Raw genomic sequence first — 23,191 nt, 5'->3', positions numbered from 1 at the left:
GTGTTCAGTCTTGCCGATCTCGGGCGGAGCAGACTGAGACCATGAGCGCAACGCTGACGCTGTTCTGCGGTCCGCCGGGTGCCGGCAAGACGACGGTCGCCCGCCGGCTCGAAGACGAGGGACGCGGCACCCGCATCGCCACCGATGACTGGCAGGCGAGACTCGGCGCGCCGCATACGGACGGCGAGTTCCACGAACGGCTGCAGCGCGCGCTGTACGAGCATGTGCTCGAGCTGCTGCGCGCGGGCGTCGACGTGATCCTCGACGACGGGCTGTGGCCGCCGGGAGAGCGTGCGTGCAGAAAAGCGGAGATGTGCACGATGACGGAGACCGCAGCCCCGCGTCATCCGTGATCCTGCACATCGACGCAGTTCTGCACGCGCGCGACCACGGCGCCTAGGCTCGCCCCATGAGCCACAAGCCCACGCTGTTCGCCCGGATCCGGCAGTTCTTCCGGCCCGCGCGCGAGTCCTATGACACGCGGCAGGCGCGCGGTGGTGAGCCCGAGGGTCTTGCCCCGCAGCACTACGAGGCCACCGACTGGCGCCGGCACGGAGGGATCGGCGAGATCGGGGCGGGCTGACCCCCGCGCGGCCGAGGCGGTCACTCGTGCTCGGGCAGCACCGGGGTCGACCAGCCGGGATCCCTTCCGAGCTGAGCGGCGCGGGCGACGGATGCCGACCCGAACCGATCCCGGACGGCGTCGAGCGCCGTGTCCAGGCGCGAGCCGTCCTCCCAGTCGATCGGGAGCTCCGGCGGAACCTCGGCGGCGCGACCCAGCCCGGACAGCGAGATGCCGATGAGCGTGATGCCGCGCTCGGCGATCACCGGCTCCGCGGCGGCGAGCAGCCCCCGCGCCACCATGAGCAGCACGGAGGTGCGATCGGTCGGCATCCGCAGCGACTTCGACCGCGTCGCCTTCGCGAAGTCGCCGTAGCGCAGCCGCAGCACGACCGTCCGGCACACGCGCTCCTTCTCGCGCAGGCGCCGGCCGAGCCGGTCGACGATCTGCGTCAGGAACACATCGAGCTCTTCCGGCGTGCGGGGCCGGGATCCGAGCGCGCGCTGCGAGCCGATCGATCCCCGGCGCCGCGTCGTGTCGACCGGACGCGGGTCGCGCAACCGGGCGAGCGCGTGCAGGTGCGCGCCGGCGGCCCGGCCCAGCATCCGTTCGGCCGTCGCCGCCTCGAGCTCCGCGAGTTCACCGACGGTGTGGATGCCGAACCTGTGCAGCTTCTCGGCGGTCACGGCGCCGACTCCCCAGAGCCGTTCGACCGGCAGCGGCAGGAGGAACTCCGCCTCGCGATCGGGCTCCACCACGAGGAGCCCGTCGGGTTTGCTGACGGCGCTCGCGACCTTCGCGAGGAACTTCGTGCGTGCCACGCCGACCGAGATCGGCAGCCCGACCTCGGTCCGCACGCGTGCGCGCAGCTGCGCGGCGATCTGCTCGGGGCTGCCCACGAGCCGGCGCAGACCCCCGACCTCGAGGAAGGCCTCGTCGATCGAGAGGCCCTCGACCAGTGGAGTCGTGTCGCGGAAGATCTCGAAGACGTCCTTGCTCGCCTGCGAGTACGCGTCCATCCGCGGGGGAACGACGATCGCGTCGGGGCACAGCTCGCGGGCTTGGCGCCCGCCCATCGCGGTGCGCACGCCGCGGGCTTTGGCCTCGTAACTCGCCGCAAGCACCACCCCGCCGCCGACGATCACCGGCCGCCCGCGGAGCTCGGGTGCGTCGCGCTGCTCGACCGAGGCGTAGAACGCGTCGAGGTCGGCGTGCAGCACGGTCGCCTCGCCCCGCATGACGCCCTCCGTGTTCGTCCGCCCTTGGGGGGCATCGTCGCACCGGGCGGCGACATGGACGCGACCAGTCGGTCTACCCGAGCGCGGCCGGCCCGAGCCGGTCGGTGATCGCCTGCCGGATCTCGGGCACGGCATCCACGAGTCGTTCGAGGGGGCAGCGGAACCGCACCGCGCTCACGCTGACCGCGCCGGTCGGCACCGCGGAGCCGTCGAGGACCACGGGCACGGCGACGCAGGCGATGCCGACCTCGTTCTCCTCGTCGTCGATGCCGAAGCCGCGTGCGCGGGTCGCCTCCAGCTCGGCGAGCAGTGCGTCTGCGGTGGTGAGCGTGTGCGGGGTCTTCTGCTCGAGGGGGAACGCACCGAACACGGCCGTCAGATCGTCCACGTCGCGCACCCGCGAGCTCAGCAGGACCTTCCCGACTGCGGTGCGATAGGCCGGGTTGCGCCCCCCGATCACCGAGGTGAGCCGCACGGCGCCCTGCGGCGGGTCCATCTTGGCCCGATACACGATGTCGCTGCCGGACAGCACCGCGTAGTGCGCCGTCTCGCCGAACCGGGACGCGAGATCCTCGAGGAGCGGCTGCATGCGCGCGATCTCGGGCCGTCCGTCGAGGTTGCGGAACGCCAGCCGCAGGTATTCGTCGCCGAGGATGTACACCCCCCGCCCGATCGTGTCGGCGAGTCCGGCGCGGCGCAGCGTCGCCAGGGCCCGGTGCACGGTCGGCTTGGGGCTCTGCAGCGTGCTCGCGAGCTCGTCGAGCGTGACACCGGCGGGGTGCTCGGCGAGCTCGGTCAGCACCGCGATCACGCGGTCGGCCCCGACGAGACGATCGGTCACGGGAGGAGCCGAGGGTCGACGTGCACCTTCGGACCCGACCCGGCATCCGCTCCGCGTCGACCCTCGAGGCGCGACGGAACGTCCTCGAGCGCGACCACTTCGCTCACGATCGCATCAGGCACCACCGACCCGTCCGCGAAGTGCGCGATCGCCCCGGCGAGGCCCGGAGAGGCGGAGAGGATGCCGACCGCCGTGATGTCCTTCAGGGCGATGTCGCGGGTGTCGACGAGACTCGGTGTCGATGAGAGACCGATGTAGACGACGCGTCCGGCGGGCCGCGCGAGACGCACCGCCAGCGCGGGCATCGCCGGGTTGCTCGTCGCCTCGATGACCGCGTCGAACCGATCGGATGCCGATCCCTCGAGCTCGTCGAGCTGCCACGTGTGCGGCACGCCGAGCGAGCGGGCCAGCGCGAGCGAGCCCTCGCGCACTCCGCCGACGTGCACCTCCGCACCGGCGGCGAGGGCGAACTGCGCGGCGAGCAGTCCGATCGTCCCCGAGCCCAGCACGAGCACCGCGTCGCCGGACGAGATGCTCGCCGCCCGGGCGGCGCGGAGCGAGTTGCCGCCCGGTTCCACGAGCGCGGCCGCGGTCACGCTCACGTTCTCCGGGATCCGGTACGCGAAGCGAGTCGGGATCAAGAGCTTCTCGGCCAGCGCCCCCGGCCAGCCGTCGCGGATGCCGACTTCGAACCGGTCAGGACACACGTGGTGAACGCCCGCGCGGCAGAAGCGGCACTGCCCGCAGCCGAGCATCGTGTCGCCCGTGACGCGCCGGCCGATCCAGGCCTCGTCGGCGGGGTCGCCGACGCCGGTCACCCGGCCGGTCCACTCGTGGCCGAGCCGCAGCGGGAAGTGCGTGTGACCTTGCTCGATGTAGGCCATCTCGCCCGTGTACAGCTCGACGTCGGTGCCGCAGATGCCCACGCGCTCGACGTCGACGAGAAGCTCGCCGGCAGCCGGGACCGGGTCGGGCACCTCGCGCACCGCCGCCTCGCGTGGCGCTGTGACGACGAGCGCGCGCATCAGCCGGCCGCGGTCGGGTCGGCGATCACGCGCTGCGTCTGGGTGCCGAGCCGCTGGATCGACAGGGTCATCGTCTCGCCGCCGTGCAGGTAGGCCGGGGGCTTCAGGCCCAGCCCGACCCCCGGCGGCGTGCCCGTGTTGATCAGGTCGCCCGGCTCGAGCGCGAGGAACTGACTCAGGTAGTGCACGATGTACGCCGGGCTGAAGATCATCGTCGCGGTCGACCCGTTCTGCCGGACGACCCCGTCGATCTCGAGCCGCATGGCGAGGTCGAGCACGTCGCCGACCTCGTCGGGGGTCACCAGGTACGGGCCTGCGGGGTTGAACGTCGGGGCCGATTTGCCCTTGGACCACTGCCCGCCCCGCTCGATCTGCCACTCGCGTTCGCTGATGTCGTTCACGAGCACATACCCGGCGATGGCTTCGGCCGCCTCGGCCTCGTCGGCGAGGTAGGAGCAGTGCCGGCCGATCACGATCCCGAGCTCGACCTCCCAGTCGGTCTTGCGCGACCCCCGCGGGATCTGCACGTCGTCGTCCGGTCCGATCAGCGTGTTCGGCGACTTCGTGAAGAGGATCGGCTCCTCGGGCACGGCCTGCCCGGTCTCGGCGGCGTGGTCGCGGTAGTTCAGGCCGATGCAGAGGATCTGATGGGGGCGCGCGAACGGCGCCCCGAACCGGCGACCGGCCACGGGCTGGGTGGCTCCCGCGGCGACCTTCGCGGCGACGACATCGCCGAGTGTCGCGAGCGCCCCCGAGCCGAAGAAGGCCTCGTCGAAGTCGGCAGTGACGTCGGAGACGTCGACGAACGTGTCGTCGTCGACGAGGACGGCGGGGATCTCCGACCCTGCGGGGCCGAGGCGGACGAGTCTCATTGCTCTGCTTTCTGCCAGTACGGCGTGGTCGTGCTGCCGCGCCAGCGCGGCACGGGGAGTCCCGCGACGCCGACGTCGGCGGTGAACAGGGCGCCGGCCTGATCGGGCCAACTCGCGAGACCCTCCTGGGCGGTCGTGATCCCGAGTCTCCGGAGCACGGGGCCGAGGAACGCCGGGCACGAGACCTGGGCGGCATCGACCTGCACCACTTCGAGCAGTTCGCCGGTGGGGGCATGACGGCGCACGCTCGCGCCGCCCCACAGCGCCACCCACAGCATCCCCTCGGCGTCCACGGTGAGGCCGTCGGGGCAGTGGGGGAGGTCGCAGAGGATCGGCATCCACTGTTCGTCGTCATCGAACGCGCCGTCGCCGTACGAGTGGCGCGAGATCGTGTTCGCGAGGGTGTCGATGTGATAGACCGTGCCGCCGTCGGGGGAGAAGGCGACGCCGTTGGAGAGGCGGATGCCGCTCCGCAGTGTCTCGACCGTGCCGTCGGGTGAGATGCGCAAGAGCACTTCGTCGCCGGTCTCCGCGCCGAGGGCGAGGGTCCCCACGACGAACCGGCCCTGCAGGTCGACCGCGCCGTCGTTCAGGCGGACGTCGCGGCGGCCACCGAGCAGATCGGGACCGAACGACACGGCGCCGTCAGAGGAGATCACCGCGAGTCCGCGGGCCGCCGCGACCAGCAGACCGCCGTCCTCGGTGAGGGCGACGGCGCCGGCGCTCTGCCCGAGGTCGGTCGCGGCGATGTCGACGATGCGCTCGCCGCGGAGCGACCCGCGCAGCACGCGCCCCGCGTTGATGTCGACCCAGCGGACGAGCTCGGCGCGGTCGTCCCAGATGACGCCCTCGGCCAACTCGTATGCCGCGTCGGTCGCGGGGACCGCGCGCAGGGTCATCGAAGACCTTGGGAGGAAGCGGTCGCGCATGGCATGATTCAGAATGTTAGTGCAGCGTTCGAATTGATGGAAAGCAAAGATGCCACGTCAGGGTCGCCGATGAGCCGCCTCCGCAGTGCCGAGTGGTACGAGGGAGACGACCGCAACGCCTACATCCACCGCGCGTGGATGCGGCGCGGGAACCCCGAAGACGCGCTCGACGGCACGAAGCCGCAGATCGCGATCGCGAACACCGCGTCCGATCTCACGCCGTGCAACATGCACCTGAACGAGGTCGCTGAGAGCGTGAAGCACGGGGTGTGGGCCGCCGGCGGCGTGCCGTACAACCTGCCCGTCGTCTCGCTCGGCGAGACGCAGGTCAAGCCCACCGCGATGCTCTGGCGCAATATGGCGGCGATGGCGATGGAGGAGATGTTCCGCGCCAACCCGATCGACGGGCTCGTGCTGCTCGGCGGCTGCGACAAGACGATTCCCGCACTGCTCATGGCAGCGGCATCCGTCGACATCCCCGCCGTCGTCGTCCCGGGTGGACCGATGATGACCGGGTACTTCCGCGGGCAGGCGCTCGGCTGCGGCACGGACGTCTGGCGACTGAGCGAAGAGGCGCGCGCGGGCGAGATCACCGGCGCGCAGTTCCTCGCGTCCGAGCAGTCCATGATCCGCGGCAAGGGTCACTGCAACACGATGGGAACGGCATCCACGATGGCCGTCGTCGCCGAGGCGCTCGGCATGACGATCCCCGGGTTCGCCGGCACGCCCGCCGCCGATGCGCGGCTTCTCGCCCTCTCGCACGAAACCGGGAAGCTCATCGTCGACATGGTCGCCGCCGAGCGCACCCCGAGCCGGATCATGACGCGGGAGGCGTTCCTCAACGCGATCGTCGCGGTCGCGGCGGTCGGCGGATCGACCAATTCGGTCGTGCACCTCCTCGCGATCGCGGGACGGCTCGGCGTCGACCTCACCCTCGACGACTTCGACGCGACCGGCGCGGGAGTGCCGGTCATGGCCAACCTGCAGCCGAGCGGCGCGTACCTGATGGACGACCTCTATCGCGCCGGGGGAGTGCTCGGCGTGCTCGCGCAGGTGCGCGACCTGCTGCGCGCCGATCCGATCACGGTCACCGGCCGCCCGCTCGTGGACTACCTCGACGACCGGCCGGTGTACGACGCGGACGTCATCCGTCCGCGGGAGGAGCCCCTCATGGCGGATGCCGGCATCGCGGTGCTGCGCGGCAACCTCGCTCCGCGCGGCGCCCTCGTCAAGCCCGCCGCTGCGACGCCTGAGCTGCTGCAGCACACTGGACCGGCCGTCGTCTTCGACTCGATCGAGGACATGCGCGCGCGCATCGACGACCCCGACCTCGACGTCACCGCCGATTCCGTCCTCGTCCTCCGCGGCTGCGGGCCGAAGGGCTACCCGGGCATGCCGGAGGTCGGCAACATGCCCCTGCCGCAGAAGCTCCTCGCGCAGGGCGTGCGCGACATGGTGCGCATCAGCGATGCGCGAATGAGCGGCACGGCGTACGGAACGGTGATCCTGCACGTCGCCCCGGAGGCCGCGGCGGGTGGGCCGCTCGCGGTCATCCGCACCGGAGACCTCGTCACGGTCGACGTCGAGAATCGGATGCTGAATGTCGCCGTGAGCGATGAGGAGCTCGCCGAGCGTCGGGCGAGCGCGTCGACCGAAGCCGCCTACGCCGCCCCGGTGCGCGGCTGGGCCCGGCTGTACGTCGATCACGTCATGCAGGCCGACACCGGCGCGGATCTCGACTTCCTCGTCGGATTCAGCGGCCCGGATGTCGCACGCGAGTCGCACTGAGGTTCGGGAGGACTGGCCATGACGGAATTCGACGGGGCGATCGCGGTCGTCACGGGCGGTGCGAGCGGCATCGGCGAGGCCGTCGCGGCGCTGCTCGCCGAGCGCGGCGCGCGAGTCGCGGTGCTGGACCGCGACGTCGCCGGCGGGCCCCACTTCGCGGTCGAGGCGGACGTGACCGACGCGCGGCAGGTCGGTATCGCGGTGGACGCGGTCGCCGCGCATTTCGGGGGCCTGGACATCGTGATCAACAATGCGGGCATCGGCGCGGCCGGCGACGTGTCGGCGAACGACGACGACGAGTGGCACCGGGTGCTCGATGTCAACGTCGTCGGGATCGCGCGGGTGACCCGCGCGGCGCTGCCGCATCTGCGACGCTCCGCTCGCGCGGCGGTCGTCAACACCTCGTCGGTCGTCGCGACCGTCGGCGTGCCCAACCGGGCGCTGTACTCCGCGAGCAAGGGTGCGGTGTCGGCGCTGACACTGGCGATGGCCGCTGATCACGTCCGCGAGGGCATCCGGGTGAACGCGGTCACTCCGGGCACGGCGGACACTCCCTGGGTGGGGCGGCTGCTGGACGCCGCGGATGATCGCGAGGCGGCGGCATCCGCTCTGCGTGCGCGTCAGCCCATGGGGCGGTTGGTGAGCGCGGCGGAGGTCGCGCACGCGATCGTGTACCTCGCTTCGCCGCTGTCGTCCTCGACGACCGGCACACTGCTCGCAGTGGACGGCGGGATGGCCGGCCTGCGGTTGCCGTAGGCGCGGGTCGCTGTTCACAACTCCCGCAATCCGTCGCGGAATGGGCCGAATCGGTCCGTCCAGCCGTGTCTCAGCTGCCGAATGCAGGAGTTGTGAGCACCGAGGTGCTCCGCTGATCGCCGGTCGTCAATCGGACGTGGTCGCGGCCGGCCGCTCGAGCCCGAGGAACGGCTGCATCGCTTCGGCGAACCCGACCTTCGCGCCCGCGCGCACGACCGTGGCGCCGTAGCTGATCGACACCGTGCGCGGCGGCCAGCCGAACTGCTCGACGTCCTTCTGCGCCTGGCCGCTCGGATCCCGCTCCGCGTCACTGATCGACAGGGCCAGCCACTGCACGCCATCCGTGGCGGTCGCGCTCCACAGCCAGCACCCTTCTCGACCGTTGCAGTCCCCGTCGATCTCATCGAACCGCAGCGGCCCGAACCCGAACTCGGCTGCGGCGCGGGACGCGGCATCCACGACGGCCTGCCATTCGCCCTGCGGCGGCACCCGGTCGGCCTGAAGCTCGCAGCAGTTGATCGTCGTCAGCATCGACTCGCCTCCGTAGCCGTTGCCCTGCTGCGGGTAGGAGTTGTCTTCGTCGAACCACGTCGACTCGGAACTCAGCGGCTCGAGACGGATGCCGGTGGCTTCGGCGATCGCGTCGTTCACCGCGGCGACCAGACCGCGCGCGGTCGGCTCGAGCTCCTTCTCGTCGGGGGCCTCGAGCAGCAGCTCGCCGTCGATCCAGGATGCGGCGGGGTAGTCCGCCCAATCCACGGTCACGCTCTCGCCGGTGGCGTCGGTATAGGTCGTCACGGGCGACGGCGCGGTGCCGAGGAGGCTGCACCCGGTCAGGAACAGCGCGCAGGCGAGCAGGGCGGCGATGCGGGGGAGCATCGGCTCAGTCTTGCACGGCGCTGTTCCGGCTGCGGCGTGCACAACTCCTCCGTTCCGTTGCGTCGGCGGGTCGAAAGGCACCTCATGGACCGATTTCGCCGCGAATCTGAGGAGTTGTGCACGCGCGGTCCTCGAGACCGGTCGCGCTAGCGTGTCCGCATGGCGATCCAGCGCGCAATTGTGGTGTCGACGACGGACCCGGAGGGCGGCGACCGGGTTCAGGTGCGGCTCGGCACGGGTGTCGACGTGTGGGCGGCGCGGGTGTTCCCTCTCGCGGCGTTCGCCGCGCACGACCCTGCGGAGGGGGCGGAGGTGTGGGTCGACTTCGAGGGCGATGACCCCGAGCGACCGGTGATCCTCGGTCTCACCGGTCGTCCGGCCCGCCGCGACGCGCTCGCGCGCGACCTCGAGGCGCTCGGCGACGCGTGGGATCGCGGGCATTTCGCCGGGACCGCGGATGCCGACGGCGGCGAGACCGCGAACCCGTATCGGTGACCGCCGCCGCGGTGTCGGTGGCCGGTCGTACCGTGGGGTCATGGCGACGATCGAGCACATCCGTCGTGCCGTCGCGGGACTGCCCGGTGTTGAGGAGCGCGAGCGCACGAGCGGCGCATCGTGGTTCGTGCGCAATCGGCCGTTCGCCTGGGAGGTTCACCCGTGGCCCAGCATCCCCGCGGACATGCGGGCGATCATCGCCTCCGAGCCGGTCGTCGCGGTGAAGGTCGCTGACCGCGTCGACGCGCTCGCACTGGTGGAGATGGCGCCCGAGGTCTTCCTGCGCACGACCACGGCGTGGTGCGAGCCCAAGGTGGCGTTCCGCCTCGGGGCGATCGACGATGAGCACCTGCGCGAGCTCGTGATCGACGCGTGGCGCGCGGAGGCACCGCGGTATCTGCGGCGGGCGTTCGACGAGCCCGAGCCCGGCCCGTCATAGGGTGGACGGATGTTCTCCGGACTCGCAGGCTGGCACCTGATCATCCTCGTCATCTACGGGCTCCTGATCGCCGGGGCGGTGGTCGGCGCGTACTTCCTCATCCGCGGCGCGGTGCTCAGCGCACTGAAGGCGCACTCACGGTGGGTGGATGACGGCCGACCCTGAAGCCGCTCAGGGCTGGAGCCGCTCCACGTCCCAGCCGTCCTGACGCCGGATGAAGACGATCCGGTCGTGCAGGCGCGAGCTGCGGCCCTGCCAGAACTCCACGCGCGACGGGCGCACCCGGTAGCCGCCCCACCGCTCGGGGCGGGGGACGTCAGTACCCTCCGGATACTGCTCCTCCAGCGCGGCCACGCGCGCCTCGAGCTCCGTGCGCGAAGAGATCGGCTGCGACTGCGCGCTCGCCGTCCCCGCGAGGCGCGACCCGTGCGGGCGCGTCGCCCAGTAGGCGTCGGATTCGGCATCGTCCACGCGCGAGACCTCGCCCGTGACGATCACCTGGCGGTGCAGCGTGTACCAGGGGAAGAGCAGGGTCGCGACCGGGTGCGCCGCGAGGGCACGGCCCTTGCGCGAGGACCGGTCGGTGTAGAAGACGAAGCCCTCGGCATCCACCGCCCGCAGCAGCACGGTGCGGCTGGAGGGAGTGCCGTCTTCGCCGATCGTGCCGACGACCATCGCGTTCGGCTCGTAGACGCCGCGGTCCGCGGCCTCGAGGAGCCACGACTCGAACTGCTCGATCGGGTCGGATCCGACGTCGCTCTCATCGAGGCTCTCGGCGCCGTAGTCGGTGTGGCGGTGCAGGGCGGGATCGGTCACACGAAGACGATAGCCCCGCGTCGGGGGCGGAGGATCAGTCCAGGCGGGAGTGCTCGCCCAGGCGGTGCCACTGGCGGTTGTGGTACACCAGGGCGTTGCCGTGATGCCCGGGCTCGACGTCGCGCTCGATGTTGATCTGCAGGGCCTGAGCGGCGATGACGGTGGAGCTCCCGGCATCCATCCGGCTCACGATCGCGCAGCGCGCCCACGCCCGCACGCCGTGGAAGACCGGCTCGCCGGTGGCCAGCCGCGTCCAGGCGGTCGCATCGGCGAAGCGGTCGACCCCGCTCTGCGCGCCGAGCCGCGCGACGTCGATGTCGTCCGCGTCGAGCAGGTGAACGACGATCGACTCCGCCGCGGCGATCGCGGGCGTCGCCGACGAGATCGCCGACACCGAGAAGATGAGCAGAGGCGGGTCCGCGCTCACCGACGACACGGAGGACGCGGTGAGCGCCACCGGCCCGTGCTCGCCGAACGCGGTGATCACGGCGATGCCGCCCGGGTGACCGCGGAAGAGGGCCTTGAACTCGTCGGCCGTGGCCGACGCGCCCAGGCTCCGTGCGGGAGCGTGGTCGGGATCGTGGGGGCGGCTGGCCGCGGAACCGGTCATGTCTTCGACGCTAATTCACTCCCGAGGCCTGCGGCGTGCGGGCGTGAAACACACCGACACACGCGCCGGTACTCAGTGTTGCGTAGTACCGGTACTCAGTGTTACTTTGTACCGGTAGTCAGCGACACAGGGTAGGTGGGACGGCATGGCCAGTCAGATGACCGAGATGCTCAAGGGCACGCTCGAAGGCATCGTGCTCGCGGTGCTCGCCGATCGGCCCGCATACGGCTACGAGATCACGGCGCGACTCCGCGACGAGGGCTTCACCGACCTCGTCGAGGGGACGGTCTACGCCCTGCTGATCCGCATCGAGCAGCGCGGGTTCGTCGACGTCGAGAAAGTCCCCTCCGAGAAGGGACCGCCCCGAAAGGTCTACTCGCTGAACGCGCACGGACGCGCTCAGCTCACCGAGTTCTGGAAGACGTGGAGCTTCCTCCAGACCCGTATCGATCGGCTCCGCGACAGAGAGGTGTGACATGGCTGCCAAGTGGTTCGAGGTGATCACCGGATCGCTCGATGACAAGAAGGAATGGCGGCGGTACCGAGCCCGTGTGAAGGCGCTTCCCGAGCCGTACCAGACGGCGGCCGCGTCGTTCGAGCGCTACTTCATGTACAACGGCGGCATCGTGGACGGCGACCCGGCCGTCATGATGACGATGCTGCACGACTTCGCCGATCTGTGGGAGCGGGCGGCCGCCGATCAGACGCCGGTCACCGCGATCGTCGGCGAGGATCCGGTGGAGTTCGCCGACGCCTTCGCGGCCGCGTACACCGGCAAGCGGTGGATCGACAAGGAGCGGGCGCGCCTGACCGAGACCATCCGGCGGATCGAAGCGGAGGAAGAGCCGTGATCGCGGATGCCGCCATCCGGGTCCACGGACTGCAGAAGTCCTTCGCAGATGTGGCGGTCCTGCGGAGTGTGGACTTCGAGGTCGCGCGGGGCAGCGTGTTCGCCCTGCTCGGATCGAACGGCGCCGGCAAGACGACCATCATCCGCATCCTCGCGACGCTGCTGGGAGCGGATGCCGGAGTGATCGAGGTGGACGGCATCGACGTGGCGGAGCAGCCCGCCCGCGTTCGCGAGGCGATCAGCCTGACCGGCCAGTTCGCCGCTGTCGACGAGATGCTCACCGGACGCGAGAACCTCGTCCTCGTGGGACGTCTCCGGCACGTCGGCTCGCCGGGCGCGGTCGCCGACGATCTGCTGGAGCGCTTCGCGCTGACGGATGCCGCGCGCCGGCGCGCCGGCACGTACTCCGGCGGCATGCGCCGCCGCCTCGACATCGCGATGAGCTTGATCGGCGATCCTCCGGTGATCTTCCTGGATGAGCCGACGACGGGCCTGGATCCGCAGGCGCGGATCGAGGTGTGGCAGACCGTTCGCCGGCTGGCGGACGCGGGGACCACGGTGCTGCTGACGACGCAGTATCTCGACGAGGCCGAGCACCTGGCCGACCGCATCGCGATCCTCCACGAGGGGCGCATCATCGTCGACGGCACGCTCGCCGAACTGACCGCCCTCCTGCCGCCACCGCAGGTCGAGTACGTCCAGAAGCAGCCGACGCTCGAGGAGATCTTCCTCGCGATCGTCGGTGACCAGGCAGGGGTGTCAAAGCCCGGGGAGATTCCGGCCTCCAGTGACGCGAAGCAGGCCCGACGTGCTGATTCATCCCCGCGCTTTCACCACGAGACGGAGGAAGGGCGATGAGCGCCCACTTCGCCGCCGACACGGCGACCCTCACCGGGCGGTCGCTGCGCCACATCCTGCGCAGCCCTGACACGATCATCACGACCGCGGTCACGCCCGTCGCGATCATGCTCCTGTTCGTCTTCGTCTTCGGAGGGGCGATCGACACCGGCGCCGCGTCCTATATCGACTACATGCTGCCCGGCATCCTGCTCATCACGATCGCGTCCGGCATCGCCTACACCGCCTACCGCCTTTTCATGGATCTGCAGGGCGGCATCTTCGAGCGCTTCCAGTCGATGCCCATCGCGCGCTCGAGCGCGCTGTGGGCGCACGTGCTCACCTCGCTCGTCGCGAACCTCGTCTCGCTCGCGGTCGTCATCGGCGTGGGCTTCGCGGTCGGCTTCCGCACCGGGGCCGGTCCTCTCGCGTGGCTCGCCGCGATCGGCATCCTGATCCTGTTCACGCTGGCCCTCACCTGGCTCGCGGTGATCGCGGGGCTCTCCGCGAAGACGGTCGACGGGGCGAGCGCGTTCTCGTACCCGCTGATCTTCCTGCCGTTCTTGAGCTCGGCGTTCGTGCCCACCGCGTCGATGCCCGGACCGGTGGCGTGGTTCGCCGAGAACCAGCCGGTCACTCCGATCGTCAACACGCTGCGCGCGCTGTTCACCGGGCAGCCGGTCGGGAGCGAGATCTGGGTGGCACTGGCCTGGTGCGTCGGCATCCTGATCGCCGCGTACCTCGTCGCGATGGCGGTGTACCGCCGGCGGCTGCGCTGAGACCGGGTGTCGGCGATGAGGGCTATCGTGCGGCCATGGTGACTGACGCGCGCACACTCGACTGGCTCCTCGACTCCGACCCCGCCCTCCGCTGGCAGGTCGAGCGCGATCTCGCCGGGGCCGACCCCGCGGTCTGGGAGGCGACGCGAGCGCGCGTCGCGTCGGAGGGGTTCGGCGCCCGACTGCTGGCCGAACAGGGCGCCGACGGGCAGTGGGCGGGCGGCGCGTTCTTCCCCGCGGGCTTCTTCGACAGTCCGGAGGCTCAAGAACCCGGGCAGCCGTGGGTCGCGACGACCTGGGTCCTCAAGGACCTGCGCGAGTGGGGGGTGGACGCGTCGGAGCTCGCCGGCACCGCCGAGAAGCTCGCCGCGAACTCGCGGTGGGAGTACGACGACCTGCCGTACTGGGGTGGCGAGGTGGACGTGTGCATCAACTCGTACACGCTGGCGGCCGGCGCGTGGCTCGGGGCCGACGTGTCGCAGCTCGCCGCGTGGTTCCCCGCGCACCGACTCGAAGACGGGGGCTGGAACTGCGAGGCCGAAGAGGGCGACTCGGTGCGCTCGTCGTTCCACTCGACCCTCAACGCGGTGCGCGGAATGCTCGCCTACGAGAAGCTCACCGGCGACACGGGTCTGCGCGAAGCCCGCCACGGCGGTGAGGAGTACCTGCTCTCGCGGCGGCTGATGTTCCGGGCGAGCACCGGGGAGTCCGTGGGCGAGTTCGTGCATCGCTTCGTGTCCCCGAACCGGCACCGGTACAGCGCGCTCGCGGCGCTCGATCACTTCCGCGAGGTGTCTCTCCACGAGGGCACACCGCCCGACGCGCGGCTCGCGGAGGCGATCGAGGTCGTCCGCGCCGCCCGCACGCCCGACGGGCGATGGCTGCAGACGACCCCGCTCGCCGGACGCACCTGGTTCGACGTGGATGTGCCCGAGGGGGAGCCGTCGCGATGGCTCACGCTGCAGGCGACGCGGGTCCTCGAATGGTGGGATGCCGCGACCTGAGGCTCAGTGCGGATGACGGTCACCGGGATCCGCGGTGGCGGCGCGCCGCGAACTCGTCGACCTCGGCACCCCGCGGGCGCAGATCGGGGTACCCCGCGAAGGGGACCGGACCGTGCGCGCGCACGTATGCACCGTGCACCCTCTCGCACGCGTGACGCAGCGTCGTCGCCCAGCCGAGGAGCTCGTCGCCCCACACCGCGCGGTAGCGCGCCACGTCCTCCGGCTGCGGGATGACCGCATCGGACGCCGGGGGAGCGGCATCCGCTCGCCGCGTCCGCACGCGGCGCAACTCGACCCGCCCGTACTCCCGACCCTGCGGGTCGACGAGCCGCCACGTTCCGGTGGGGCCCTCCACCGCGGCGAGGATCGGGTGCCAGTCGGCCATCTCGGTCGGGATTCCCTTTCTCCGGCCGAGGGTGCCAGGCTACTCCCGCGCCTCCGACATCGGGAGGGCTCGGGAGGAGCGGCATGGCCGACGTGGTGAGCATCGAGCTCGTGCTCGATGACGCGACCGACGCGCGCGTCCGGGCCGATTGGCGGGCGCTCGCGGATGCCGGCATGTCGAGCCTCGGAGCGCACACGTCCCCGAGCAATCGCCCGCACCTCACGCTGCTCGCCCGGCCGACCCTCGACGCCCCCCGCGCCGCCTTCGCGCGCGCGGCGGCGACGCTCCCGGTCTCGGTCACGCTCGCCGAACCCGTCGTCTTCGCCCACGGCGACCGCGGGGTGCTGGCCTGGCGCGTCGAGCCGAGCGACGAACTCCGCGCCCTGCACACGGCGGTGCACACCGCCGCGGGATCCGGAGAGGACCTGCCGCACACCGCGGCGGCGGACTGGACACCGCACGTGAGTCTGGCGCGCCGGCTCCGACTGGACGCCCTCCCGGACGCCCTCGCGCTGATCGGGCCGCCGATCGCCGGGACCGGCACCACGCTGCGGCGGTGGGATGCGGCATCCGCCACGATCACCGTGCTGCGCTGAGCGATTTCGCCGACGGACCGCGTCGCCGCGACCCCGGTTCGCGCAGGTGTCGATAGCGTCGTGGTGTGGAGGAACAGGGCCCGGACGAGGTGGATGTGCTCATCGATGCGTGGGCGCGGCGGCTCCCCGACGTCGATGTGACCCCCCTCGAGGTGATGTCGCGACTGCGGCGCGTCTCGATCCGGCTGGGGCGCATCCGCGCCGGCGCGTTCGCGACCGCGGGCCTGGCGTCGTGGGAGTTCGACGTGCTCGCGGCGCTCCGCCGGGCCGACGAGCCGCACGAGTTGAGCCCCGCGCAGCTGATCCAGCGCACGATGATCGGTAGTGCGGCGATGACGAACCGCCTGACGCACCTGGTCGACCGCGGCTATGTCGAGCGGCAGGCGAACCCGCGTGACGGCCGCGGCGTGCTCGTGCGGATCACGGAGGAGGGCATCGTCCGGGTGGATGCCGCGATGACCGAGCTGATCCGCCGTGAAGCCCGCGCGCTCGCCGTGCTGAAGGACGACGAGATCGACGCCCTCGCCCGGATGCTCCGCCCGCTGATGGGCTAGCGCTTCTCGCGCGCGAGAGCGTCCCAGTTCACGTCGATCATGCGAGGCTGCCGCTGCGAGATCCGCGCGCGCAGCACCATGCCGGCGTCCGGCCAGTACCGCCGATCCAGCACGACCTCGGTCCGCAGCGGCTCGGCGTCGATCCCCGGTGCCTGCAGGATCAGGTCCATCTCGCACGTCTGGTAGCGCATCCGCCCGGTCGGCTGCGAGAGCGAGACGATGCGGATCGTGCCGGGCACCGCGTCCGCCATCGGCGAACGCGTCAGGCGTTCGAGGGTTTCCGCCGCGTCCTCTTCCCAGTCCTCCATGGCTCGAGGTTAGCGGTGCAGGACCTTCGGCTCTGGCCGCCGGGCGGCGGCGGGTGTGGCATGGGTTCCGGAGGAGAAGACGATGAGAGCGCTGGTGGTGTACGAATCGCAGTGGGGCAACACGGAGCGGATCGCGAAGACGGTGGCCGATGAGCTCGGCCGGACGATGTCGGTGCAAGTAGTGGAGGCGGAGTCCGCACCCTCCGATGTGGCGGATGCCGACCTCGTGGTCGTCGGAGGTCCCACGCACGGCTTCTCGATGACGAGGCCCTCCACGCGGGAGGCCGCGGTCGCGCAGCACGGGGCTCCGCGGGCGCCGGAGCGCGGCATCCGCGAGTGGATCGCCGCGCTGCCGCACCTGGATCGGCCAGTGGTGGCCGCGACGTTCGACACGCGGGTGGACGCGCCGCGCCTGCCGGGGTCGGCCGCGAAAGCCGCGCGGCACGAACTGCGCACGCTCGGCTTCGACGTGGGCATCAAGGCCAAGACGTTCCGGGTGCACGGATACGAGGGGCCGCTCATCGACGGCGAGCTCGGCCGCGCCGTCGAGTGGGCGCGTTCGCTCGTCGCTGCTCTCCCGAGCCGCTGAGACGACAACTGCGCGTCCAGACCGTGGGCTTCACCCACCCTCTCGACGCGCAGATGTCGTTTCACGGCAACAGCGGGAGACGGCCCGCGCGGGGGCGTGACCGGGCTAGCGTGAGGGTGTGGACGAGGACGCCGCGGAGCTGCAGGCCCTGCGTCGTCGTGCGTACGCTCCGGATGCCGACATCCACGCCGACCCCGATGCGCTCGCCCGGCTCGAGCAGCTCGAAGAGCAGGTGCGCCGCGCGCGCGAAGCCGCCCTGGCAGCGGCGCCCGCCGCGCCCCCCGCGCCCGACACCGCCGCCCGCGCCCCGGACGCCGCCGATCCAGCGGCCGCCGCCGACCCGTCGGACGCCGCCGATCCGGCGGACGCCGCCGATCCGGGGGAGCAGGACCCCCTGTCCCGCCCAGATCCTCCGGATCGGTGGACGGAAGGACCCGAACGGCCACCGCGCCGCCGGCACATCGTGGTGGGGACCGTGCTCGTCGTCGGCGCCCTGATCGTCGCCGGACTCGTGCTCGACCGCACGGCGCCCCCGGACCCGGAGGCGGCCGCGCCGACGCCGAGCCCGCAGCTCGTCCTCCGTGCACAGGACGCGTCCGAGCGTACGCTGCTGGAGATCCCGCTCGACCGTTCGCTCTCGCGCTATGTGCCGCAGCCGGCTCCGCCGACCTTCCCGATCGAGGGGGCGCTGCGGTGGTCGCAGTCTCTCGGCTCGTACTACGGCATGACCGTCTGGCTCGGCCGCGCGGCGCACACCGATCAGCGCTGCCTCCTGCTGGAAGGCATCGACAAGACCTTCTCGCGCTGCGAGCGCGAGGACCGGTTCCTCTCCGGTCTCCTGGACGTCACCGTGCCCTACATCGACATCGCCCCCGAGGACCGCCCGCTCGCGATGTCCCCCGGGCAGGGGATGGTGATCCGGTGGGCGCCCGATGAGGGCGTGCAGATCGCCCTGGACGAGCTCAAGGTCAACTACTTCGGCTGAACGGGCCGCGCCCCGATCATCCCGACCGCCCGGGCAGCGACCGCGGCGCCCTCCCGCGCGGCGGCCACCGCATCCCGGTCCACGCTCCACCGCGCGAGGAACCCCGCGCAGAACGCGTCGCCCGCGCCGGTCGGATCCACCGCGGCCGTGGCGGTGACCGCGGGGACGTGCACGCCGTCGACGATCACTCCGTCCGCCCCCTGCGTCAGCACGAGGGTCGCCGACGGCGGCGCGAACACCAGAGCTTCTGCTTCGGCGGCGCTCGCGATGAGGACGTCGGCTCCGGCGATCACCGCGGCGAATCGGTCCGGACCGAGTGCGTCGATGTAGGCGACCGATCCGGGGCTCACCGACACCGTCGCGCCGGCATCCTTCGCGCGGCCGATGAAGCGCGCGAACGCGCTGCCGTCGGATGCCGCCACGGCGTGTCCCGTCAGGTGCACGTGATCGCCGATCAGGCTGTCGGGGATCGCGTCGAAGTCGAGATCGGCGTTGGCCCCGCGGTCGGTGAGCATCGCGCGTTCGGATCCCTGGACGAGCACGATGATCGCCCCGGTCGGCGTGTCGGAGGGCTGCAGCCGGGCGTCGACCCCGGGCAGGGCCGTCCGGTGACGGTCCACATCGGCCCGGTGGACGGCGCCGACGAACGACACGTCCGCACCGAGCGCCGCCAGCCAGGCCGCCGTGTTCGCCGCCGATCCGCCCGGCACCTGCCGGATCGTGCTGACGGTGTCGGTGTCGGCGCGGATGGGACCCGAGGGGATCACGATCGTGTCGTCGATCACATCCCCGACGACGAGCAGACGCGGTCGGTCACCCACGTGCGGTCCACGCCGTGGCGATGTCGCCGGCGACGCGCACGTTGTTCCGGGCGAGATCGAGGTTGACCTCGAGGCTCCGGCCCCCGGAGAGCTCGACGATGCGCAGCAGCAGGAACGGGGTGACCGCCTTGCCCGTGATGTGTGCGGCATCCGCTTCGGCGAGCGCCTGCGCGAGCACCCGGTCGTGCTCGTCCGGATCCCACGCCTGATCGGCCGGGACGGGGTTCGCCACGACGATGCCCTGGCGGTTGCCGAGGGCGTCCTGCGCCCGCATGATCGCGGCGACCTCGGCGGCGGCATCCACGCGCCAGTCCAGCGTGGAGGCGCTTTCACGCAGCCAGAAACTCGGGAAGACGTCGGTGCCGTACCCGATCACCGGGACGCTCAGACTCTCGAGGCGCTCGAGCGTCGCCGCGATGTCCAGGACGGACTTCACCCCCGCGCTCACGACCGTGATCGGGGTCTGCGCGAGCGTGCCCAGGTCCGCGGACTCGTCGAACGTGTCGGTCGCCCCGCGATGGACGCCGCCGAGGCCGCCGGTCGCGAACACGCGGATGCCGGCGAGCGCGGCCAGATGCGACGTCGCGGCGACCGTCGTCGCCGCGCTGCCGCCGCGCGCCTGGATGATCGGCAGGTCGCGCACGCTCGCCTTCGCGAGATCCTCCTCGGCGATGCGCCGCAGGCCCCTCGCGTGCAGCCCGACGTGCGCGACGCCGTCGAGCACGGCGATCGTCGCAGGTGTGACGCCGCGCTCCCGCAGGATCGTCTCGAACTCCTCGGCGGCGGCGAGATTGCGCGGGCGCGGCAGACCGTGCGAGATGATCGTGGATTCGAGCGCGACGACGGGGGCACCGCGCTCGAGCGCGGCGGAGACCTCTTCGGAGACGACGAGAGCGGACATGCGTTCATCCTCGCACCGGGCATCGGCCCGACGCGCCTCGTCACGTGCTCTCAGTGCGCGGCTTCGTACGCCTCGATGACGGATGCCGGAACCCGGCCCCGCTCCGAGACCTGGTATCCGTTGTCCTTAGCCCACACCCGGATCGCGCTGTAATCCTGTTGCCCGGAGCGGCGACGCGGGCGGGAGGATGCCGCGCTCGCACCGCGGGCGGAGGAGATCGAGCGTCCGGCGGCGACGTACGGGGCGAGAGCGGCGCGCAGCGCCGCGGCGTTCTCGTCGGTCAGGTCGATCTCGTATGCGGTGCCGTCGAGCGAGAACAGCACTGTCTCGCCTTCACCGATCTCGAGGAGGGAGCCGTCGAGGTCGTCGACGAGCTGGTGCACAATTCTTCGGGCCATGAGGGGCAGGATACGCGCTGAACCGGTCTCAGGGGAGGATCCCCGCCCGCCGGGCCTTCATGACCGCGGCATGCCGCGTCGAGGCCTCGAGCTTCCCCATCGCCGACTGCAGGTAGGACTTCACGGTCCCTTCCTTCAGCGCGAGCGCGGAGGCGATCTCGGCGTTCGTGGCGCCGAGCGCGACGCGCGCGAGGACGTCGGTCTCGCGCGGAGACAGCGCGACGCTCGGCGCGGGACCGGTGATCCCGTCGCTCGAGAGCGCCGCGAGCCGCTGCTCGAGCGCGGCGAGGCGCTGACGGACGTCCGGATCGGCGACCGCCGCGGCGATGCTGCGCAGCTCGGCGTAGCTTTCACGCAGCTCTTCTCGGGCGGCGGCATCCAGGCCCGGAGCAGGCGACGCCGCCGGCGCGAACGCGAGGCGGCGCTCCACCTCGTCGCGCACCCGCAGTTCGTTCGCCAGCGCCTCGGCGATGCCGAATGCGGGGCGGGCCATCACGTCGTTCACCGCGGACTGCGCCCATGTCCCGCAGTACAGGACACCCCGCGCGTCGCCGGTCACGACGACGGGGATCGCGAAGAGCGTCGCGACGCCCTCGCCCAGCACCGCGCGGTCGTAGTCGTGCGTGATGTTGCGCGACGTGCGGTAGTCCAGCGCCAGCCGGGGCCGCTTCTCCACGAGCGCACGCCCGCCGAGGCCGCGTTCGGCACGCACCACGAGGCCCTGCAGGTGACGGGTCCGCGTGCCGACCGTCGCGGTCACCTCGACCGCGCCGTCGCGCTCCAGACCGCCGAACGCGAACGGGAACTGCGTCTGGCGGGCGAGGTCCGCGACCGCACGCGCGACGAGCTGGGCGTCGCTGTCGGGGCCGGTCCGCGCTGCCACGCACTACCTACTTCCGGGGGTGACGGCGTCCTCGCCGCTTTTCGTAGCGTCGACCCTACCACCGGGGCGAAGTCGGCCCGATGGCCGAAGGAGCGTCGTTTCGAAGGAGAAACCCTCATGCTCGGATACGCCTCGCAGTGGCGTCGCAGCCTGGATGACCCCGCCGGATTCTGGCGGGAGGCGGCATCCGCCGTGCAGTGGAGTGTCGAGCCCGCCCGTGTGATCGAGCAGGGCGAGGAGTCCTGGACCTGGTTCCCCGACGCCGCTCTCAACATGAGTGCGAACTGCCTCGATCGCCACGTGGATGCCGGACACGGCGAGTCCGTCGCGCTGCGCTACCACTCCGCGATGACCGGGACGCGCAAGGCCTACACGTACTCCGAGCTGCGGGATCGCGTCGCCGTCTTCGCCGGCGCCCTCCGCGACCTCGGCGTCACACGCGGCGACCGCGTGCTGCTGTATCTGCCGATGACGCCCGAAGCGGTCATCGCGATGCTCGCGTGTGCCCGTCTGGGCGCGATCCACGCCGTTGTGTTCGGCGGATTCGCCGCGACCGAGCTCGCGATGCGGATCGCCGACGCCCGCCCGTCGGTCCTGATCACGGCCTCAGGCGGCCTCGAACCGGGCCGGATCGTGGAGTATCTGCCGATCGTGCGGAAGGCCATGGAGGCCGCCCCCGGCATCGTCTCGACGGTCGTCGTCCGCGACCGCGCCGCGGTGCCCGGATCGGCGGCGGACCTGGCGGACGCGGTGGCGGACGTGCGGTTCGTCGACTGGGACGACGTGACCGAGGGGGCGGAGCCGGCGGAGCCCGTGCCCGTCGTGTCGTCCGATCCGCTGTACATCCTGCACACCTCCGGCACGACCGGCGCCCCGAAGGGCATCGTGCGCGACACCGGCGGGTATGCGGTCGCGCTCGCCTGGACGATGCGCCACATCTACGACATCGGCCCCGGCGACACGATGTTCACGGCCTCCGATGTGGGATGGGTGGTCGGGCACTCGTTCATCGTCTACGGACCGCTGCTCGCCGGGGCGACGACGGTGCTCTTCGAAGGCAAGCCGGTCGGCACACCGGATGCCGGGGAGTTCTGGCGCGTCGTGGCCGAGTACGGCGTGAAGACGATGTTCACCGCCCCGACGGCCCTCCGTGCGATCCGCCGCGTCGACCCCGATCTCGAGGAGCTCCCCGCCGGGGCGCTGGACACGCTGCAGACCCTGTTCCTCGCCGGCGAGCGCCTGGACCCCGAGACCTGGCACTGGGCGAACGACGGGCTCGGTGTTCCGGTCGTGGACCACTGGTGGCAGACCGAGACCGGCTGGCCGATCTGCGCGAACCCCGTCGGCGTCGAGAGATTGCCCGGCAAAGCGGGGTCGACCGCGGTCCCGATGCCCGGCTACGACGTCCGCATCCTCGACGGAAAGGGTCGGGACCGCACCGGCACGGAACCGGACGGGTCGAGCCCGGAGGGCAACATCGCCCTCCGGCTGCCGCTGCCGCCGGGCACGCTCCGTGGCGTCTGGGGGAGTCGCGGCCGCTTCCGCGAGGCGTACCTCTCGGCGTTCCCCGGGTTCTACGCGACAGGGGATGCCGGGCACATCGATGCGGACGGCTACGTGTTCGTGATGGGCCGCACCGATGACGTCATCAACGTCGCGGGGCACAGGCTGTCGACCGGATCGCTCGAGGAGGTCCTCACGATGCACCCCGCCGTCGCCGAATGCGCCGTGATCGGCGTGCGCGACGAGCTCAAGGGTCAGCGCGCCGCCGGTTTCGTGACGCTGAAGGCCCACCACCCGATCGCGCACGACGTCCTCGAGCGCGAACTCGTCGCCCTCGTGCGCGAGCACGTCGGTCCGGTCGCCGCCTTCCGCGACGTCACGGTCCTCGACCGGCTGCCCAAGACCCGCTCGGGCAAGATCCTCCGCAAGACCATGCGGCAGATCGTCGACGACGAGCCGTACAAGATCCCCGCCACGATCGAGGACCCGACGGTCCTCGACGACCTGCAGCAGGCGCTCCGGGGCGCTGTCGTGCACCCCTGACCCCC

At 71.6% G+C, this 23,191-nt stretch carries 31 protein-coding genes; 17 read left to right on the top strand and 14 right to left on the bottom strand.

Annotated elements, in window-relative coordinates:
- Positions 1 to 41: 41 nt before the first annotated feature.
- Together AB0P18_RS14570 and AB0P18_RS14565 are read left to right on the top strand one after the other, a co-directional pair.
- On the top strand, positions 42 to 353 hold the full coding sequence (locus AB0P18_RS14570) for an ATP-binding protein (RefSeq protein WP_363360627.1): 312 nt from the start codon (positions 42 to 44) through the stop codon (positions 351 to 353).
- 56 nt (positions 354 to 409) lie between these two features.
- Complete coding sequence (locus AB0P18_RS14565; RefSeq protein WP_363360626.1) at positions 410 to 583, top strand: hypothetical protein; 174 nt, start codon at positions 410 to 412, stop codon at positions 581 to 583.
- 20 nt (positions 584 to 603) lie between these two features.
- Here AB0P18_RS14565 and dinB read toward each other — a convergent pair whose 3' ends face one another.
- From dinB to AB0P18_RS14540, 5 genes are all read right to left on the bottom strand, one after another.
- Positions 604 to 1,800 carry a DNA polymerase IV gene (gene dinB / locus AB0P18_RS14560; protein ID WP_363360625.1) on the bottom strand — a complete coding sequence of 399 codons (1,197 nt, stop codon included), beginning with the start codon at positions 1,798 to 1,800 and terminating at the stop codon, positions 604 to 606.
- A gap of 73 nt (positions 1,801 to 1,873) precedes the next feature.
- Complete coding sequence (locus AB0P18_RS14555; RefSeq protein WP_363360624.1) at positions 1,874 to 2,641, bottom strand: IclR family transcriptional regulator; 768 nt, start codon at positions 2,639 to 2,641, stop codon at positions 1,874 to 1,876.
- Positions 2,638 to 3,666: an alcohol dehydrogenase catalytic domain-containing protein gene (locus tag AB0P18_RS14550; protein WP_363360623.1), complete on the bottom strand. Its 1,029-nt coding sequence runs from the start codon at positions 3,664 to 3,666 to the stop codon at positions 2,638 to 2,640. Before AB0P18_RS14550 ends, AB0P18_RS14555 begins: the two co-directional genes overlap by 4 nt.
- Positions 3,666 to 4,538, bottom strand: coding sequence for a fumarylacetoacetate hydrolase family protein (locus AB0P18_RS14545; RefSeq protein WP_363360622.1), 873 nt, complete (start codon positions 4,536 to 4,538; stop codon positions 3,666 to 3,668). The genes AB0P18_RS14550 and AB0P18_RS14545 overlap by 1 nt, the downstream gene beginning before the upstream one ends.
- Positions 4,535 to 5,437: an SMP-30/gluconolactonase/LRE family protein gene (locus AB0P18_RS14540; RefSeq protein ID WP_363360621.1), complete on the bottom strand. Its 903-nt coding sequence runs from the start codon at positions 5,435 to 5,437 to the stop codon at positions 4,535 to 4,537. The genes AB0P18_RS14545 and AB0P18_RS14540 overlap by 4 nt, the downstream gene beginning before the upstream one ends.
- 99 nt (positions 5,438 to 5,536) lie before the next feature.
- On the opposite strand from AB0P18_RS14540, the gene AB0P18_RS14535 reads away from it, so the two are divergent.
- On the top strand, positions 5,537 to 7,255 hold the full coding sequence (locus AB0P18_RS14535; RefSeq protein ID WP_363360620.1) for an IlvD/Edd family dehydratase: 1,719 nt from the start codon (positions 5,537 to 5,539) through the stop codon (positions 7,253 to 7,255).
- Between the two features lie 18 nt (positions 7,256 to 7,273).
- A complete protein-coding gene (locus tag AB0P18_RS14530; RefSeq protein ID WP_363360619.1) occupies positions 7,274 to 8,011 on the top strand; it encodes an SDR family oxidoreductase in 738 nt (245 codons plus the stop codon).
- Positions 8,012 to 8,137: 126 nt separating this feature from the next.
- Here the strand turns inward: AB0P18_RS14530 and AB0P18_RS14525 are convergent, their stop codons facing one another.
- Complete coding sequence (locus tag AB0P18_RS14525; RefSeq protein ID WP_363360618.1) at positions 8,138 to 8,890, bottom strand: hypothetical protein; 753 nt, start codon at positions 8,888 to 8,890, stop codon at positions 8,138 to 8,140.
- A 159-nt stretch (positions 8,891 to 9,049) separates the two neighbouring features.
- On the opposite strand from AB0P18_RS14525, the gene AB0P18_RS14520 reads away from it, so the two are divergent.
- From AB0P18_RS14520 to AB0P18_RS14510, 3 genes are read left to right on the top strand one after another with little or no spacing between them, the layout of a single operon-like run.
- A complete protein-coding gene (locus tag AB0P18_RS14520) occupies positions 9,050 to 9,385 on the top strand; it encodes a phage baseplate assembly protein V (RefSeq protein ID WP_363360617.1) in 336 nt (111 codons plus the stop codon).
- Between the two features lie 40 nt (positions 9,386 to 9,425).
- A complete protein-coding gene (locus AB0P18_RS14515) occupies positions 9,426 to 9,824 on the top strand; it encodes a hypothetical protein (protein WP_363360616.1) in 399 nt (132 codons plus the stop codon).
- Positions 9,825 to 9,833: 9 nt separating this feature from the next.
- Positions 9,834 to 9,989, top strand: a complete 156-nt coding sequence (locus AB0P18_RS14510) for a hypothetical protein (protein ID WP_344054835.1) — start codon at positions 9,834 to 9,836, stop codon at positions 9,987 to 9,989.
- Between the two features lie 6 nt (positions 9,990 to 9,995).
- Here AB0P18_RS14510 and pdxH read toward each other — a convergent pair whose 3' ends face one another.
- Both pdxH and AB0P18_RS14500 read right to left on the bottom strand, forming a co-directional pair.
- Entirely contained in the window at positions 9,996 to 10,640 is a 645-nt protein-coding gene (gene pdxH, locus AB0P18_RS14505; protein WP_363360615.1) for a pyridoxamine 5'-phosphate oxidase, read from the bottom strand.
- A gap of 34 nt (positions 10,641 to 10,674) precedes the next feature.
- Positions 10,675 to 11,250, bottom strand: a complete 576-nt coding sequence (locus AB0P18_RS14500; protein ID WP_344054831.1) for a flavin reductase family protein — start codon at positions 11,248 to 11,250, stop codon at positions 10,675 to 10,677.
- 145 nt (positions 11,251 to 11,395) lie between these two features.
- On the opposite strand from AB0P18_RS14500, the gene AB0P18_RS14495 reads away from it, so the two are divergent.
- From AB0P18_RS14495 to AB0P18_RS14475, 5 genes are read left to right on the top strand one after another with little or no spacing between them, the layout of a single operon-like run.
- Complete coding sequence (locus tag AB0P18_RS14495; RefSeq protein WP_363360614.1) at positions 11,396 to 11,725, top strand: PadR family transcriptional regulator; 330 nt, start codon at positions 11,396 to 11,398, stop codon at positions 11,723 to 11,725.
- Position 11,726: 1 nt separating this feature from the next.
- Positions 11,727 to 12,101 (top strand): DUF1048 domain-containing protein, encoded by a 375-nt coding sequence (locus AB0P18_RS14490; RefSeq protein ID WP_344054826.1) that lies wholly within the window; start codon positions 11,727 to 11,729, stop codon positions 12,099 to 12,101.
- Positions 12,101 to 12,958 (top strand): ABC transporter ATP-binding protein, encoded by an 858-nt coding sequence (locus AB0P18_RS14485; RefSeq protein ID WP_363360640.1) that lies wholly within the window; start codon positions 12,101 to 12,103, stop codon positions 12,956 to 12,958. The genes AB0P18_RS14490 and AB0P18_RS14485 overlap by 1 nt, the downstream gene beginning before the upstream one ends.
- Complete coding sequence (locus AB0P18_RS14480) at positions 12,955 to 13,716, top strand: ABC transporter permease (RefSeq protein WP_363360613.1); 762 nt, start codon at positions 12,955 to 12,957, stop codon at positions 13,714 to 13,716. Before AB0P18_RS14485 ends, AB0P18_RS14480 begins: the two co-directional genes overlap by 4 nt.
- 35 nt (positions 13,717 to 13,751) lie before the next feature.
- Positions 13,752 to 14,720 carry a squalene cyclase gene (locus AB0P18_RS14475; protein ID WP_363360612.1) on the top strand — a complete coding sequence of 323 codons (969 nt, stop codon included), beginning with the start codon at positions 13,752 to 13,754 and terminating at the stop codon, positions 14,718 to 14,720.
- A gap of 19 nt (positions 14,721 to 14,739) precedes the next feature.
- Here the strand turns inward: AB0P18_RS14475 and AB0P18_RS14470 are convergent, their stop codons facing one another.
- Positions 14,740 to 15,105, bottom strand: a complete 366-nt coding sequence (locus tag AB0P18_RS14470) for a hypothetical protein (protein ID WP_344054821.1) — start codon at positions 15,103 to 15,105, stop codon at positions 14,740 to 14,742.
- A gap of 83 nt (positions 15,106 to 15,188) precedes the next feature.
- Here AB0P18_RS14470 and AB0P18_RS14465 point away from each other — a divergent pair, with 83 nt between their 5' ends.
- Both AB0P18_RS14465 and AB0P18_RS14460 read left to right on the top strand, forming a co-directional pair.
- Positions 15,189 to 15,701: a 2'-5' RNA ligase family protein gene (locus AB0P18_RS14465; RefSeq protein ID WP_363360611.1), complete on the top strand. Its 513-nt coding sequence runs from the start codon at positions 15,189 to 15,191 to the stop codon at positions 15,699 to 15,701.
- A gap of 65 nt (positions 15,702 to 15,766) precedes the next feature.
- The gene (locus AB0P18_RS14460; protein WP_344054817.1) at positions 15,767 to 16,255 is read left to right on the top strand and encodes a MarR family transcriptional regulator; all 489 of its coding nucleotides are present in this window, start codon (positions 15,767 to 15,769) and stop codon (positions 16,253 to 16,255) included.
- Here AB0P18_RS14460 and AB0P18_RS14455 read toward each other — a convergent pair.
- Entirely contained in the window at positions 16,252 to 16,563 is a 312-nt protein-coding gene (locus tag AB0P18_RS14455; RefSeq protein ID WP_363360610.1) for a hypothetical protein, read from the bottom strand. The genes AB0P18_RS14460 and AB0P18_RS14455 overlap by 4 nt on opposite strands.
- 82 nt (positions 16,564 to 16,645) lie before the next feature.
- On the opposite strand from AB0P18_RS14455, the gene AB0P18_RS14450 reads away from it, so the two are divergent.
- Complete coding sequence (locus tag AB0P18_RS14450; RefSeq protein WP_363360609.1) at positions 16,646 to 17,152, top strand: flavodoxin domain-containing protein; 507 nt, start codon at positions 16,646 to 16,648, stop codon at positions 17,150 to 17,152.
- Between the two features lie 118 nt (positions 17,153 to 17,270).
- A complete protein-coding gene (locus AB0P18_RS14445; protein ID WP_363360608.1) occupies positions 17,271 to 18,137 on the top strand; it encodes a hypothetical protein in 867 nt (288 codons plus the stop codon).
- Here the strand turns inward: AB0P18_RS14445 and AB0P18_RS14440 are convergent.
- From AB0P18_RS14440 to AB0P18_RS14425, 4 genes are read right to left on the bottom strand one after another with little or no spacing between them, the layout of a single operon-like run.
- On the bottom strand, positions 18,125 to 18,958 hold the full coding sequence (locus AB0P18_RS14440) for a PfkB family carbohydrate kinase (protein ID WP_363360606.1): 834 nt from the start codon (positions 18,956 to 18,958) through the stop codon (positions 18,125 to 18,127). The genes AB0P18_RS14445 and AB0P18_RS14440 overlap by 13 nt on opposite strands.
- Positions 18,951 to 19,859 (bottom strand): pseudouridine-5'-phosphate glycosidase, encoded by a 909-nt coding sequence (locus AB0P18_RS14435; protein WP_363360605.1) that lies wholly within the window; start codon positions 19,857 to 19,859, stop codon positions 18,951 to 18,953. Before AB0P18_RS14435 ends, AB0P18_RS14440 begins: the two co-directional genes overlap by 8 nt.
- Before the next feature lie 50 nt (positions 19,860 to 19,909).
- Complete coding sequence (locus AB0P18_RS14430; RefSeq protein ID WP_344054805.1) at positions 19,910 to 20,257, bottom strand: Lsr2 family protein; 348 nt, start codon at positions 20,255 to 20,257, stop codon at positions 19,910 to 19,912.
- A 28-nt stretch (positions 20,258 to 20,285) separates the two neighbouring features.
- Positions 20,286 to 21,140, bottom strand: coding sequence for a LuxR C-terminal-related transcriptional regulator (locus tag AB0P18_RS14425; protein WP_363360604.1), 855 nt, complete (start codon positions 21,138 to 21,140; stop codon positions 20,286 to 20,288).
- Positions 21,141 to 21,257: 117 nt separating this feature from the next.
- On the opposite strand from AB0P18_RS14425, the gene AB0P18_RS14420 reads away from it, so the two are divergent.
- A complete protein-coding gene (locus tag AB0P18_RS14420) occupies positions 21,258 to 23,186 on the top strand; it encodes an AMP-binding protein (protein WP_363360603.1) in 1,929 nt (642 codons plus the stop codon).
- The last annotated feature ends 5 nt before the right edge of the window (positions 23,187 to 23,191 follow it).

Origin of the sequence: Microbacterium sp. NPDC064584 (assembly GCF_040687315.1) — a bacterium.
Taxonomy (GTDB): domain Bacteria; phylum Actinomycetota; class Actinomycetes; order Actinomycetales; family Microbacteriaceae; genus Microbacterium; species Microbacterium lacus.
This window is presented reverse-complemented; position numbering and strand designations above follow the sequence as displayed.

Coding starts and splice junctions, on each gene's coding strand:
- AB0P18_RS14540 (WP_363360621.1), bottom strand. CDS start 5,437: ATGACCCTGCGCGCGGTCCCCGCGACCGACGCGGCATACGAGTTGGCC.
- AB0P18_RS14435 (WP_363360605.1), bottom strand. CDS start 19,859: ATGTCCGCTCTCGTCGTCTCCGAAGAGGTCTCCGCCGCGCTCGAGCGC.
- AB0P18_RS14480 (WP_363360613.1), top strand. CDS start 12,955: ATGAGCGCCCACTTCGCCGCCGACACGGCGACCCTCACCGGGCGGTCG.
- AB0P18_RS14510 (WP_344054835.1), top strand. CDS start 9,834: ATGTTCTCCGGACTCGCAGGCTGGCACCTGATCATCCTCGTCATCTAC.
- AB0P18_RS14520 (WP_363360617.1), top strand. CDS start 9,050: ATGGCGATCCAGCGCGCAATTGTGGTGTCGACGACGGACCCGGAGGGC.
- AB0P18_RS14450 (WP_363360609.1), top strand. CDS start 16,646: ATGAGAGCGCTGGTGGTGTACGAATCGCAGTGGGGCAACACGGAGCGG.
- AB0P18_RS14500 (WP_344054831.1), bottom strand. CDS start 11,250: ATGACCGGTTCCGCGGCCAGCCGCCCCCACGATCCCGACCACGCTCCC.
- AB0P18_RS14490 (WP_344054826.1), top strand. CDS start 11,727: ATGGCTGCCAAGTGGTTCGAGGTGATCACCGGATCGCTCGATGACAAG.
- AB0P18_RS14475 (WP_363360612.1), top strand. CDS start 13,752: ATGGTGACTGACGCGCGCACACTCGACTGGCTCCTCGACTCCGACCCC.
- AB0P18_RS14465 (WP_363360611.1), top strand. CDS start 15,189: ATGGCCGACGTGGTGAGCATCGAGCTCGTGCTCGATGACGCGACCGAC.
- AB0P18_RS14455 (WP_363360610.1), bottom strand. CDS start 16,563: ATGGAGGACTGGGAAGAGGACGCGGCGGAAACCCTCGAACGCCTGACG.
- AB0P18_RS14570 (WP_363360627.1), top strand. CDS start 42: ATGAGCGCAACGCTGACGCTGTTCTGCGGTCCGCCGGGTGCCGGCAAG.
- AB0P18_RS14535 (WP_363360620.1), top strand. CDS start 5,537: ATGAGCCGCCTCCGCAGTGCCGAGTGGTACGAGGGAGACGACCGCAAC.
- AB0P18_RS14525 (WP_363360618.1), bottom strand. CDS start 8,890: ATGCTCCCCCGCATCGCCGCCCTGCTCGCCTGCGCGCTGTTCCTGACC.
- AB0P18_RS14565 (WP_363360626.1), top strand. CDS start 410: ATGAGCCACAAGCCCACGCTGTTCGCCCGGATCCGGCAGTTCTTCCGG.
- dinB (WP_363360625.1), bottom strand. CDS start 1,800: ATGCGGGGCGAGGCGACCGTGCTGCACGCCGACCTCGACGCGTTCTAC.
- AB0P18_RS14470 (WP_344054821.1), bottom strand. CDS start 15,105: ATGGCCGACTGGCACCCGATCCTCGCCGCGGTGGAGGGCCCCACCGGA.
- AB0P18_RS14550 (WP_363360623.1), bottom strand. CDS start 3,666: ATGCGCGCGCTCGTCGTCACAGCGCCACGCGAGGCGGCGGTGCGCGAG.
- AB0P18_RS14545 (WP_363360622.1), bottom strand. CDS start 4,538: ATGAGACTCGTCCGCCTCGGCCCCGCAGGGTCGGAGATCCCCGCCGTC.
- AB0P18_RS14420 (WP_363360603.1), top strand. CDS start 21,258: ATGCTCGGATACGCCTCGCAGTGGCGTCGCAGCCTGGATGACCCCGCC.
- AB0P18_RS14515 (WP_363360616.1), top strand. CDS start 9,426: ATGGCGACGATCGAGCACATCCGTCGTGCCGTCGCGGGACTGCCCGGT.
- AB0P18_RS14430 (WP_344054805.1), bottom strand. CDS start 20,257: ATGGCCCGAAGAATTGTGCACCAGCTCGTCGACGACCTCGACGGCTCC.
- AB0P18_RS14495 (WP_363360614.1), top strand. CDS start 11,396: ATGGCCAGTCAGATGACCGAGATGCTCAAGGGCACGCTCGAAGGCATC.
- AB0P18_RS14530 (WP_363360619.1), top strand. CDS start 7,274: ATGACGGAATTCGACGGGGCGATCGCGGTCGTCACGGGCGGTGCGAGC.